The sequence below is a fragment of the Pseudomonas sp. GW821-FHT02C04 genome (genome assembly GCF_059421845.1).
Map to the genome: position 1 here is coordinate 12,618 of NZ_JBWKVT010000010.1, position 12,598 is coordinate 25,215.

A 12,598-nucleotide genomic window follows, 5' to 3' on the forward strand; every position below is an offset into this window, starting at 1 on the left:
TCATGCAGTTGATTGAACATTCCGACTCGCCGCGCTACATCCGCCTGCACGAGCGGGACAACGTAGTGGTAGTGGTGAACGACCAGGGCGTTCCGGCCGGCACCGCATTCGCCGATGGCCTGGTGACGGTGGATTTTGTGCCGCAGAGTCACAAGGTCACCCTCGAGGACATTCCCGAGGGCGGTCAGGTGATTCGCTACGGCCAGATCATCGGCTATGCGTTGCAGCCGATTCCCCGTGGCAGTTGGGTCAAGGAAGATCAACTGCGCATGCCGACTGCGCCACCGCTGGACAGCCTGCCGCTGTCCACCGAAGTGCCGGCCGCGCAGGCTCCGCTGGAGGGTTACACCTTCGAGGGTTATCGCAATGCCGACGGCACCGTCGGCACGCGCAACATCCTCGGGATCACCACCACCGTGCAATGCGTCACCGGGGTGCTGGATCACGCGGTAAAGCGGATCAAGGATGAGCTGTTGCCGAAGTACCCGCACGTCGATGACGTGGTGGCGCTGACCCACAGTTACGGTTGCGGCGTGGCCATCACGGCCACCGACGCTTACATCCCGATCCGTACCGTGCGCAATCTGGCGCGCAACCCGAACCTGGGGGGCGAGGCGCTGGTGATCAGCCTGGGCTGCGAGAAATTGCAGGCCGGGCAGGTGATGCACGAGGACGACGCGTCGGTGGACCTGAGCGAGCCGTGGCTGTATCGCTTGCAGGATTCCAGTCACGGTTTCACCGAGATGATCGAGCAGATCATGGAACTGGCCGAAGTTCGTTTGAAGAAACTCGACCTGCGCCGCCGGGAAACCGTGCCGGCGTCCGAGCTGATCCTTGGCATGCAGTGCGGCGGCAGCGATGCGTTTTCCGGGATCACCGCCAACCCGGCACTGGGTTACGCCTCGGATTTGCTGCTGCGGGCGGGGGCGACGGTGATGTTTTCCGAGGTCACCGAAGTGCGCGATGCGATTTACCTGCTGACCTCGCGGGCCCAGAGCAAAACCGTTGCCGAGGAACTGGTGCGCGAGATGGACTGGTACGACCGTTACCTGGCCAAGGGCGAGGCGGATCGCAGCGCCAACACCACGCCGGGCAACAAGAAGGGTGGATTGTCGAACATTGTCGAGAAGTCCTTGGGCTCGATCGTCAAATCCGGCAGCAGCGCGATCAGCGGTGTGCTGGGTCCGGGGGAGCGGTTCAAGCAGAAGGGTTTGATTTTCTGTGCGACGCCGGCGAGTGATTTTGTCTGCGGCACGCTGCAACTGGCGGCGGGGATGAACCTGCATGTGTTCACCACCGGGCGTGGCACGCCTTATGGCCTGGCCATGGCGCCGGTGGTGAAGGTCTCGACCCGTACCGAACTGGCGCAGCGCTGGCCGGATCTGATCGACATCGATGCCGGGCGCATTGCTACCGGGCGCGCGACCATCGAGGAGTTGGGTTGGGAGTTGTTCCATTACTATCTGGATGTGGCGAGCGGCAAGCAGCAGACGTGGGCGGAGAAACACAAGCTGCACAACGACATTACGTTGTTCAATCCGGCGCCGATTACTTGATGGTTGATCGTTCCCACGCGCTGCGTGGGAACGATCGGGGTGAAAGTGGCTTATCATTAGCCCCCTAACGACGCTAACCTTCAAGGCTCCCCGGCATGCTGGCAATCTTCCTCGAAACCCTGAACATCACCGCGCCGGTGTTTGCCATGCTGTTTCTGGGGGTGTTGCTCAAGCGCATCGACTGGATCAACGACAACTTCATCCACACGGCGTCGTCGCTGGTGTTCAACGTCACCATGCCGGCGCTGCTGTTTCTCGGCATCCTGCATGCTGATTTGCACGCCGCGCTGCAACCGGCGCTGCTGATCTACTTTGCCCTTGCCACGCTGGCCAGTTTTGCCCTGGCCTGGGGCTGGGCGATTTTCCGCTGCCCGCGTGAAGATCGCGGCATCTACACCCAGGGCGCGTTTCGCGGCAACAACGGGGTGATCGGTCTGGCGCTGGCGGCGAGCATGTATGGCGACTACGGGATTTCCCTCGGGGCGATTCTCGCGGCGTTGGTGATCCTGTTCTACAACACCCTGTCGACCATCGTGCTCGCGGTGTACAGCCCGGTGATCAAGTCCGATCCGTGGAGCATCTGCAAAAGCGTCATCAGCAATCCGCTGATCATCAGCGTGATCGCGGCGGCGCCGTTTGCCTGGTTCAAGATCGGTCTGCCGGGATGGCTGGAGACGTCGGGCCAGTATCTGGCGCAAACCACGCTGCCGCTGGCGCTGATCTGCATTGGCGGCACGCTGTCGCTGGCGGCGTTGCGCAAGAGCGGCAGCCTGGCGCTGAGTTCCAGTCTGGTGAAAATGATCGGCCTGCCGGTGCTCGCGACGTTGGGGGCGTGGCTGTGGGGCTTTCGCGGGGCGGAACTGGGGATTCTGTTTCTGTACTTCGGCAGCCCGACGGCTGCCGCCAGTTTTGTCATGGCCCGGGCGGCCCAGGGCAATCATGAACTGGCGGCGGCGATCATTGTGTTGACCACGTTGATGGCGGCGATCACCACCAACGTCGGAATCTTCTTCTTGCAGTGGGGCGGGTGGATCTAGCCTACGGCTTCGCGCCAGCAGAGATCATGTATGATGGCACATGGATATCGTTTTTTTCGTTTTTTTTATTCGGCGGAAGTTACAGGGAGTAAGTATTTTGATTACCTATGAGCAAGCTCTTGGAATGGTTGAGCCAGGAACGAAGAAGTCAATTTTATTGGCAAATGGCTTTTCACAAGCATGGAATGCTAAGATTTTTAACTATAAAAATTTACTGGAAACAGCAAATTTTGGTGCCCGGAGCGATGTTGTTAGGAAGATATTTGAAAGTTTCAAGACTTTCGATTTTGAAAAAGTAATGAAGAAGTTGATCGCGACCGAAACAATATTGCGACTCTATGGGGCAGATCAAGATGTCATTGATATGGTGGTGAGTGATCAAGAAACAGTAAAGTCAGCATTGATTACTGCCATATCGCAAACCCACCCGAGTTTGCCAAGTGAAGTGGCGGATCAGCAATATGTCGCCGTTAGGACCTTTTTGCAGCAGTTTAACCAGGTTTTTACCCTGAATTACGACCTCCTATTTTATTGGGCCCGAAATAAGTCGGCCCTTGCTCCTGAGGGGTATAGGACTGATGACGGTTTTAGGGGTAATAGGACTTGGATTGGCCCAAGTACACAGAATGTACATTTCCTGCACGGAGGCCTTCATATTTACGATACCCAGGCAGGTATTAAGAAACACGCCTGCACGGATGACGGAGAGTCAATCATCGAGCAGGTGAGGGTAAATATGGAGGATAAACGGTTTCCGACCTTTGTTTCAGAACCTACTCATGAACGAAAGAGGGTTCGAATTCAGCATAATCCTTATTTGAATTTCTGCTTTCAGAAGCTATCCCGGCTTGAGGGGGCTATGTTTGTGTTTGGCCATTCGATCGATGAAAATGATAAGCACATTTTTGATGAGATAAATAGAAGTGGTGTTGATTCGGTTTTTGTAAGTGTTTATGGAGATCCCCGCAGTAGTGAGAATATGTTGGCGCAAGGCCGTGCTCGTGCCTATCTGCCAGCAAAGCATGTGGAGTTTTTTACGGCAGAAAGTACACCCGTCTGGACTATTAAGTAACCAGTTGTCGTGTGCTTCAGAGTGTTAGTTAAATTGCTTTAGGCCACCTACTTGTAGATGGCCTAACTCTATCTGTTCTAATAACTGTCGATCACTTCCTGCGCCGCGCGAAACGCATCGATCGCCGCCGGCACGCCGGCATATACCGCGCAATGCAACAGCGCTTCACGGATCTCATCGACCGTGCAGCCATTGTTCAGCGCACCGCGCACATGGCCCTTCAACTCTTGCGGGCACTTCAATGCGGTCAGCGCGGCGAGGGTGATCAGGCTGCGGGTTTTCAGCGGCAAACCTTCGCGATTCCACACGCCGCCCCAGGCGTGTTCGTTGACGAAATCCTGCAAGGGTTGGGTGAATTCGGTGGCGTTGCCCAGGGCGCGATCAACGAATGCATCGCCCATTACCTGGCGGCGGATTTCGACCCCGGATTTCTTCGATTCGGTCATGGCACATCCCTCTTGTGGTGTTGGCGGCGCCAGGCGCGCACCGACGTGAAAAACAAAAACGTCAGCAGCGCCGGCAGGACATAAAACAGCATCAACCGTTCGAGCTTGCCGGCCAGCGGCATTCCGGTGGTGAACGACACCACGTGCAGCCCGTACGCCAGGTACAAGCCAAGCAGCAACAAGCCTTCGGCCCGGGTTACGCGGTAGCCGGAATAGAACACCGGCAGGCACAGCGCGGCGACGCCGAGCATCACCGGCAGGTCGAAATCCAGTGCATTCGGCGACACCGACAGTGGCGTCGGTGCGATCAATGCCGTGATGCCCAGGACCCCGAGCAGGTTGAACAGGTTGGCGCCGATCACGTTGCCCACGGCAATGTCCCGTTGACCGCGCAATGCGGCGATCAACGAAGTGGCGAGCTCCGGCAGCGAGGTGCCGACCGCGACCACGGTCAGGCCGATGACTCGCTCGGAGAAGCCGAGATCGGTAGCCACCGCGACCGCTGCACCCAGCAGCAAATGCCCGGCGAACACCAGCATGGCCAGACCGGCGACGATCATCAGCAGACTGGTGAACCAGGGGGCCGGCTGAGTCTGAGGATGATCGGAATGCGGCCGGGCCGAGTGGCGCGACTGGCGCAGCAGCAAGCCGAGATACAGCCCCAATGCGCTCAGCAGCAGAACACCGTCGAAACGGCCGATCTCTTCATTCCAGGCCAGTACGAACACCAGCAGGCTGGCGCCGATCATCAGCGGGATGTCCAGGCGCACCAGTTGCCGAGAGACCCGCAGCGGAATGATCAGCGCCGACAGGCCGAGGGTCACGAGGATGTTGAAAATGCTGCTGCCGATCACGCTGCCGACCGCGATGTCGGGGTTGTGCGTCAGGGTCGCTTGCAGGCTGACCGCCATTTGCGGGGCGCTGCTGCCGAGGGCGACGATGGTCAGACCGATGATCAGCGGCCGCACATGCAGGCGCGCGGCCAGGCGCACGGCGGCGCGCACCATCAGTTCGGCACCGGCGATCAGCAGGAACAGCCCGCAGAGCAGTTCGATCACGTTGATCAGCGGTAAATCGGTCAGTCCGAAAATGGGCGGTGCTCCATCAGTCGTCGAGGGCCTGCACGCGAACCCGTGCCGTGCCGCTGCCAATCATGCCGAGACGTTCGGCGGCTTCGCGTGACACATCGATGATGCGCCCACGGGTGTGCGGTCCGCGGTCGTTGATGCGCACCACGCAGGATTTGTCGTTTTTCAGATTGGTGACCTTCACCCGCGTGCCGAATGGCAACTGGCGATGGGCGGCGGTCAGGGAATTCTGGTTGAACGCTTCGCCGCTGGCGGTGCGTTTACCGTGGTGTTTGGCTCCGTAATAGGAGGCGACGCCGGTCTGGTCGTAACCGTGCGGGTCGATGGCATCGGTGCTGGCGCAACCGGCCAACAGGGATAGCAGGGCGCAGCTGATGAATAGACGCTTCATTCAAAGGTTTCCCGAAAACAGATGTGGGAGCCAGCCTGCCGGCTCCCACAGGGAATGGAGCCAGGCGTTGGAACTGGCCCCATTTTCATCAGCCTTCGAGCTTGCTTTTCAGCAGTTCGTTCACTTGCTGCGGGTTGGCCTTGCCCTTGGAGGCTTTCATGGCCTGACCGACGAAGAAACCGAACATCTTGCCGCGCTTGGCTTCGTCTGCCGCACGGTATTGCTCGACCTGCTCGGCGTTGGCCGCGAGCATTTCGTCCAGCACCGCCGAGATTGCACCGGTGTCGGTAACCTGCTTCAGGCCGCGCTTCTCGATGATCTCGTCTGCGCTGCCTTCGCCGTTGGCCATCGCTTCGAACACAACCTTGGCGATCTTGCCGGAGATGGTGTTGTCCTTGATGCGCTGCAACATGCCGCCCAGTTGCTCGGCCGAAACCGGCGAATCCTCGATGTCCAGGTTCTGCTTGTTGAGCAGGCTGCCCAACTCGACCATCACCCAGTTCGCCGCCAGTTTGGCGTCGCCGCCGATGCTTGCGACTTTCTCGAAGTAGTCCGCCTGCTCACGGCTGGTGGCCAGCACGTTGGCGTCGTAGGCCGACAGACCGAACGCACTCTGGAAGCGCTCGCGTTTCTGCGGTGGCAGTTCCGGCAGGGTGCCGCGCACGTCATTGAGGAACGAATCCTCGATGACCACCGGCAGCAGGTCCGGATCGGGGAAGTAACGGTAGTCGTTGGCTTCCTCTTTGCTGCGCATCGGACGGGTTTCGTCCTTGTTCGGATCGTACAGACGGGTCTGCTGGATCACTTTGCCGCCGTCTTCGATCAGGTCGATCTGACGCTGGATCTCGGAGTTGATCGCCTTCTCGATGAAACGGAACGAGTTGACGTTCTTGATCTCGCAGCGTGTGCCGAATTCAACCTGGCCTTTCGGACGGATCGACACGTTGCAGTCGCAACGCAGCGAGCCTTCGGCCATGTTGCCGTCGCAGATGCCCAGGTAACGTACCAGCGCGTGGATCGCCTTGACGTAAGCCACGGCTTCCTTGGCGCTGCGCATGTCAGGTTCGGAAACGATTTCCAGCAGCGGCGTGCCGGCACGGTTCAGGTCGATGCCGGTGGCACCGCTGAATTCTTCGTGCAGGCTCTTGCCGGCGTCTTCTTCCAGGTGCGCGCGGGTGATGCCGACGCGTTTGACCGTGCCGTCTTCCAGGGCGATGTCCAGGTGGCCCTTGCCGACGATCGGCAATTCCATCTGGCTGATCTGGTAGCCCTTCGGCAGGTCCGGGTAGAAGTAGTTCTTGCGGGCGAACACGTTGTGCTGACCGATCTCGGCGTCAATCGCCAGACCGAACATCACCGCCATGCGCACGGCTTCCTGGTTGAGCACCGGCAGCACGCCGGGCATGCCCAGGTCGATCAGGCTGGCCTGGGTGTTCGGCTCGGAACCGAACGTGGTGGAACTACCGGAAAAGATTTTCGACCGGGTGGTGAGCTGGGTGTGAATCTCCAGCCCGATCACGACTTCCCATTGCATGTGTGTCTCCTCAGAAGCCGGTTGGGGTGCGGGTGTGCCAGTCAGTGTTCAACTGATACTGGTGCGCAACGTTGAGCAAACGGCCTTCCTGGAAATACGGAGCGAGCAGCTGTACGCCGACCGGCAGACCGTCGACGAAACCGGCCGGCATCGACAGGCCCGGCAGGCCCGCGAGGTTGGCGGTGATGGTGTAGACGTCTTCCAGGTAGGCAGCGACCGGGTCGCTGTTCTTGGCGCCGAGTTTCCAGGCCGGGTTTGGCGTGGTCGGGCCGAGGATGATGTCGACTTCATTAAATGCTGTCATGAAGTCGTTCTTCACCAGGCGACGGATCTTCTGCGCTTTCAGGTAGTAGGCGTCGTAGTAACCGGCGGACAGCGCGTAGGCACCGACCATGATCCGGCGTTGCACTTCAGGCCCGAAGCCTTCGCCACGGGAGCGCTTGTACAGGTCTTCCAGGTTCTTCGGGTCTGCGCAGCGGTGGCCGAAGCGCACGCCGTCGAAACGCGACAGGTTGGAAGAGGCTTCCGCCGGAGCGATCACGTAGTACGCCGGAATGGCGTGCTGCATGTTCGGCAGACTGATTTCCTTGATCACGGCACCGAGCTTCTGCAGCTCTTTGATGCTGTTCTGGATCAGATCGGCAATGCGCGGGTCGAGACCGGCGCCGAAGTATTCCTTCGGCACGCCGATGCGCAGGCCTTGCAACGAACCATTCAGACCGGCGGCGTAGTCCGGAACGGGCTCATCGATGCTGGTGGAGTCGTTCGGATCGAAGCCAGCCATACCTTGCAACAAAATCGCGCAGTCTTCGGCAGTGCGAGCCAGAGGGCCGCCCTGATCGAGGCTGGAGGCGTAAGCGATCATGCCCCAGCGCGATACGCGACCGTAGGTCGGTTTCAGACCGGTGAGGTTGGTGAACGCGGCCGGCTGACGGATCGAGCCGCCAGTGTCGGTCGCGGTAGCCGCAGGCAACAGACGAGCGGCAACGGCCGCCGCCGAACCACCGGACGAGCCGCCCGGTACGTGTTCCAGGTTCCACGGGTTTTTCACCGCGCCGTACCAGCTCGACTCGTTGGCCGAACCCATGGCGAATTCGTCCATGTTGGTCTTGCCCAGGGTCACGGTGCCGGCGGCGGCCAGTTTGGCAACCACGGTGGCGTCGTACGGAGCCTTGAAATTGTCGAGCATCTTCGAGCCGCAGCTGGTGCGGATGCCCTGGGTGCAGAACAGGTCTTTGTGGGCGATCGGCGCGCCAAGCAGCGCGCCGCTCTCACCGTTGGCCCGGCGCACGTCGGCGGCTTTCGCCTGCTCGAGGGCCAGCTCTTCGGTGAGGCTGATGAAACTGTTGAGCTGCGGGTCGAGCTGGGTAATGCGCGCCAGCAGGACTTTGGTCAGCTCTTCGGAAGAAAACTTTTTATCGGCGAGACCGCGGGCGATCTCGGCCAGAGTCATTTGATGCATTGCAGGCTCTTTCCCTTTAGTCGATGACTTTCGGAACCAGATACAGGCCGTTTTCGACCGCTGGTGCGATGGACTGATAGGCCTCGCGGTTATTCGTCTCGGTCACGACGTCGGCGCGCAGGCGCTGACTGGCTTCCAGCGGGTGGGCCAGCGGCTCGATACCATCGGTATTGACCGCCTGCATTTCGTCGACCAGCCCGAGAATGCTGTTGAGGGCCGAAGTGATTTGTGGAAGATCGGCATCATTAAGGCCAAGGCTGGCCAGATGAGCGATTTTTTCCACGTCGGAGCGTTCTAGCGCCATCGGGTTTCTCCAGTGGAAAACAGGACGGACGGCGTCCGTGTGTTAGATTGTCGGAACACTACCGCACTTCTACGGTCATAAGGCCGCGATTGTGGGGCTTGGTGCACAGAAAAGCGGCCAATTTAACATATTGGCGCCTTGCCCAAAATCCCTGTCGTTGTTAGAGTTTGCCGCACTTTTTTACCCACGCGTTGCCTAGGGTCCCTTTCCCATGTTCAAGAAACTGCGTGGCATGTTTTCCAGCGATCTTTCCATTGACCTGGGCACTGCCAACACCCTTATTTACGTGCGCGAGCGCGGTATCGTCCTGAATGAGCCATCGGTTGTGGCCATTCGGACACACGGTAACCAGAAAAGTGTCGTTGCTGTCGGCACCGAGGCCAAGCGCATGCTCGGCCGTACGCCGGGCAACATTGCTGCCATTCGTCCGATGAAGGACGGCGTCATTGCCGACTTCAGCGTCTGCGAAAAGATGCTGCAATACTTTATCAACAAGGTTCACGAAAACAGCTTCCTGCAGCCTAGCCCTCGTGTGCTGATCTGCGTTCCATGCAAGTCCACCCAGGTTGAGCGTCGTGCCATCCGTGAATCGGCCCTTGGTGCCGGTGCACGTGAAGTGTTCCTGATCGAAGAGCCAATGGCTGCTGCGATCGGTGCCGGCCTGCCGGTTGAAGAAGCACGCGGCTCGATGGTCGTGGATATCGGTGGTGGTACTACCGAAATCGCGCTGATCTCCCTGAACGGTGTGGTCTACGCCGAATCCGTCCGCGTTGGCGGCGACCGCTTCGACGAAGCGATCATCACCTACGTGCGCCGCAACTACGGCAGCCTGATCGGCGAATCCACCGCCGAGCGCATCAAGCAGGAAATCGGTACGGCCTACCCGGGCGGCGAAGTTCGCGAAGTCGACGTTCGCGGTCGCAACCTGGCCGAAGGCGTTCCACGCGCATTCACCCTGAACTCCAATGAAGTGCTGGAAGCTCTGCAAGAGTCCCTGGCAACTATCGTTCAGGCCGTGAAAAGCGCTCTGGAGCAATCGCCGCCGGAACTGGCTTCCGACATCGCCGAGCGTGGCCTGGTGCTGACCGGTGGTGGCGCGCTGCTGCGTGACCTCGACAAGTTGCTGGCCCAGGAAACCGGTCTGCCGGTGATCGTTGCCGAAGACCCGCTGACCTGTGTTGCTCGCGGCGGTGGCCGTGCATTGGAAATGATGGACAAGCACACCATGGACCTGCTCTCCAGCGAATAAGTCGCGGATTGCATTACATGGGTGAGCGCGCAGGCAGCACTTTGCAGTGCTGCCTGTTGGCGTTTATCTTCTGTCAGTCTTCATCCAGGCCGGTTTGATGCCGTATGAATAAACAGAACATTTGCCTGGGAGGAGCGGCCTATTAAACCGCTTTTCGCCAAGGGCCCCTCACTGGGCGTGCGCTTGTTGGTGCTGGCCGTGCTGTCGGTCGCGCTGATGGTGGTCGATGCCCGTTTCAGCCTGCTCAAGCCTGCCCGCAGCCAGATGTCGCTGGTGCTGATGGATGCTTACTGGATCACCGACCTGCCCGGCAGGCTGTGGGAAGGTGTCGCCAGTCAGTTCGGCAGCCGCACCGAGCTTGTCGCCGAAAACGAAAAACTCAAGACCGAGAACCTGCTGTTGCAGGGCCGCATGCAAAAGCTTGCCGCCCTCACCGAGCAGAACGTCCGTCTGCGCGAGTTGCTCAATTCCTCCGCATTGGTCAACGAGAAGGTCGAAGTGGCCGAGCTGATCGGCATGGACCCCAACCCCTTCACTCATCGCATCATCATCAATAAAGGTGAGCGCGACGGCGTGGTGCTCGGTCAGCCGGTGCTTGATGCACGCGGCCTGATGGGGCAGGTGGTCGAACTGATGCCGTACACCTCCCGTGTCTTGCTGCTGACCGACTCGACCCACAGCATTCCTGTGCAGGTGAACCGTAACGGTCTGCGGGCGATTGCCAGCGGTACCGGTAACCCTGAGCGTCTGGAACTGCGCCATGTGGCCGATACGGCCGATGTCAAAGAAGGCGATCTGCTGGTCAGCTCCGGCCTGGGCCAGCGCTTCCCGGCCGGCTACCCGGTGGCGACGGTCAAGGAAGTGATCCACGATTCCGGCCAGCCATTCGCCATTGTCCGCGCTGTACCGACTGCCGCACTGAACCGCAGCCGCTACCTGTTGCTGGTGTTCAGCGACAACCGTACGGCTGAAGAGCGTGCCAACGATGCGGCGCAGGCTCAGGAAAATCTTGATGCGTTTGGTGGTGGCCCGATCATTCCAGCCACTGTGCCAAAAACGGTGAATACACCGGCTCAGGCTCAAGCACCTGCTGCGGCCAGCACACCTGCCGCTGCACCCGCGGCTGCTACACCAGCCAAACCCACCGCGAACAAACCGCCAGCGACGCCGGCCAAACCACCCGCAGCGACGCCGGCAGCCACCAAGCCACCGGCCGCTCAGCCTGCCAGCGCACGGCCGGCCGCCAAACCGCCTGTCACTGCGCCGGCTACCACTGGGGGACGAGAATAATGGTCGGTGTCAAAGCCTCCCGAAACGGCTGGATCGTCTGGCTGACGTTTCTGATCGGCATGCTGCTCAGCGTGTCGCCGCTGCCGCAATTCATGGAAATCCTGCGCCCGCTCTGGCTGGCCCTGCTCCTGGCATTCTGGGCCTTGGCCCTGCCGCAAAAGGTCGGCATGGTCACCGCATTTTGCCTCGGGCTTGCTGAAGACGTGCTGTACGGCACGCTGCTGGGACAGAACGCGTTGATCCTGACGTTGATCACATTCCTGGTTCTGTCGTTGCAGCAACGCCTGCGGATGTTCCCGATGTGGCAGCAGTGCCTGGTGATCCTGGTGATCTTCGGCCTCGCGCAGCTGGTACAACTCTGGCTCAGTGCCCTGACCGGCAATCGCCAACCGACCCTGGCGCTGGTGCTGCCAGCACTGGTCAGCGCCTTGCTCTGGCCGTGGGTCAGCTTCGCTTTGCGTGGATTGCGCCGACGCTACAAAATCAACTGATTCGGTCAGGCATGGGCCCGTACCGGTGCCATGAGGCACGGCACTCAACAGGGAGATGTTTGGATGAAGCCGCTTTACCTCGCCTCTGGATCGCCGCGTCGGCGTGAGCTGCTCACGCAGATCGGCGTTCCGTTCACCGCCATCAGTGCGGATATCGATGAAACGCCTTTCGCCCATGAATCCCCATCGGCCTATGTCGAGCGCCTGGCGCGCGGCAAGGCAGAGGCCGGGCGGCGCTCTGTCGTCAGCGATAAACCCTTTTGCGTGTTGGGTGCCGACACTGCCGTGGTGCTGGACGGCAAAATTCTCGGCAAACCGGTGGACGAAGCCGAGGCATGCGCCATGCTGATGATGTTGTCCGGCACGGAGCACGAAGTGCTGACCGCTATCGCCGTGCTTGACGGTGAACGTTGCGAGTCACGAGTGGTGCGCAGTCTGGTACGGTTCCGGGCGATCAGTCGCGAAGAAGCCGCTGCCTACTGGGCCAGCGGTGAACCCCGAGACAAGGCTGGCGGTTACGGCATTCAGGGGCTTGGCGCGGTGTTTGTCGCCGGTCTCAACGGCAGCTATTCGGCTGTCGTGGGATTGCCGGTGTGCGAAAGCGCAGAACTGCTCGGCCATTTCGGCATACCCTGTTGGCAAAACCTGAGTGCGCAGTAAGCGTCGAACGGAACAAGA

13 protein-coding genes are annotated in these 12,598 nt (G+C 60.0%); 7 read left to right on the forward strand and 6 right to left on the reverse strand.

Annotated elements, in window-relative coordinates; translation table 11 throughout:
• Positions 1-2: 2 nt before the first annotated feature.
• The 3 genes from garD (at position 3) to AC07VV_RS27275 (ending at position 3,665) form a co-directional block, all read left to right on the forward strand.
• Entirely contained in the window at positions 3-1,556 is a 1,554-nt protein-coding gene (gene garD, locus AC07VV_RS27265; RefSeq protein ID WP_495038021.1) for a galactarate dehydratase, read from the forward strand.
• A gap of 95 nt (positions 1,557-1,651) precedes the next feature.
• Positions 1,652-2,593 carry an AEC family transporter gene (locus AC07VV_RS27270; RefSeq protein ID WP_096818922.1) on the forward strand — a complete coding sequence of 314 codons (942 nt, stop codon included), beginning with the start codon at positions 1,652-1,654 and terminating at the stop codon, positions 2,591-2,593.
• Between the two features lie 40 nt (positions 2,594-2,633).
• Positions 2,634-3,665: a DUF4917 family protein gene (locus AC07VV_RS27275; protein WP_495038022.1), complete on the forward strand. Its 1,032-nt coding sequence runs from the start codon at positions 2,634-2,636 to the stop codon at positions 3,663-3,665.
• Positions 3,666-3,742: 77 nt separating this feature from the next.
• On the opposite strand, the gene AC07VV_RS27280 is transcribed toward AC07VV_RS27275, so the two are convergent.
• The 6 genes from AC07VV_RS27280 to gatC all read right to left on the reverse strand — a co-directional run bounded on the left by AC07VV_RS27280 (position 3,743) and on the right by gatC (position 8,890).
• Entirely contained in the window at positions 3,743-4,111 is a 369-nt protein-coding gene (locus AC07VV_RS27280; RefSeq protein WP_495038023.1) for a carboxymuconolactone decarboxylase family protein, read from the reverse strand.
• Entirely contained in the window at positions 4,108-5,169 is a 1,062-nt protein-coding gene (locus tag AC07VV_RS27285) for a calcium/sodium antiporter (protein ID WP_495038024.1), read from the reverse strand. The genes AC07VV_RS27280 and AC07VV_RS27285 overlap by 4 nt, the downstream gene beginning before the upstream one ends.
• Before the next feature lie 46 nt (positions 5,170-5,215).
• Positions 5,216-5,590: a septal ring lytic transglycosylase RlpA family protein gene (locus tag AC07VV_RS27290; protein WP_495038025.1), complete on the reverse strand. Its 375-nt coding sequence runs from the start codon at positions 5,588-5,590 to the stop codon at positions 5,216-5,218.
• Positions 5,591-5,678: 88 nt separating this feature from the next.
• Positions 5,679-7,124, reverse strand: a complete 1,446-nt coding sequence (gene gatB / locus AC07VV_RS27295) for an Asp-tRNA(Asn)/Glu-tRNA(Gln) amidotransferase subunit GatB (RefSeq protein WP_192559781.1) — start codon at positions 7,122-7,124, stop codon at positions 5,679-5,681.
• 10 nt (positions 7,125-7,134) lie between these two features.
• Positions 7,135-8,586, reverse strand: coding sequence for an Asp-tRNA(Asn)/Glu-tRNA(Gln) amidotransferase subunit GatA (gene gatA / locus AC07VV_RS27300; RefSeq protein WP_495038026.1), 1,452 nt, complete (start codon positions 8,584-8,586; stop codon positions 7,135-7,137).
• A 16-nt stretch (positions 8,587-8,602) separates the two neighbouring features.
• Positions 8,603-8,890: an Asp-tRNA(Asn)/Glu-tRNA(Gln) amidotransferase subunit GatC gene (gene gatC / locus AC07VV_RS27305; RefSeq protein ID WP_096818932.1), complete on the reverse strand. Its 288-nt coding sequence runs from the start codon at positions 8,888-8,890 to the stop codon at positions 8,603-8,605.
• Positions 8,891-9,101: 211 nt separating this feature from the next.
• Here gatC and mreB point away from each other — a divergent pair, with 211 nt between their 5' ends.
• The 4 genes from mreB to AC07VV_RS27325 all read left to right on the forward strand — a co-directional run bounded on the left by mreB (position 9,102) and on the right by AC07VV_RS27325 (position 12,580).
• Positions 9,102-10,139 (forward strand): rod shape-determining protein MreB, encoded by a 1,038-nt coding sequence (mreB, locus tag AC07VV_RS27310; protein ID WP_002555108.1) that lies wholly within the window; start codon positions 9,102-9,104, stop codon positions 10,137-10,139.
• Between the two features lie 141 nt (positions 10,140-10,280).
• On the forward strand, positions 10,281-11,429 hold the full coding sequence (mreC, locus tag AC07VV_RS27315; protein ID WP_495038109.1) for a rod shape-determining protein MreC: 1,149 nt from the start codon (positions 10,281-10,283) through the stop codon (positions 11,427-11,429).
• Complete coding sequence (gene mreD / locus AC07VV_RS27320) at positions 11,429-11,920, forward strand: rod shape-determining protein MreD (protein WP_085711798.1); 492 nt, start codon at positions 11,429-11,431, stop codon at positions 11,918-11,920. The genes mreC and mreD overlap by 1 nt, the downstream gene beginning before the upstream one ends.
• A gap of 63 nt (positions 11,921-11,983) precedes the next feature.
• The gene (locus AC07VV_RS27325) at positions 11,984-12,580 is read left to right on the forward strand and encodes a Maf family protein (protein ID WP_495038027.1); all 597 of its coding nucleotides are present in this window, start codon (positions 11,984-11,986) and stop codon (positions 12,578-12,580) included.
• The last annotated feature ends 18 nt before the right edge of the window (positions 12,581-12,598 follow it).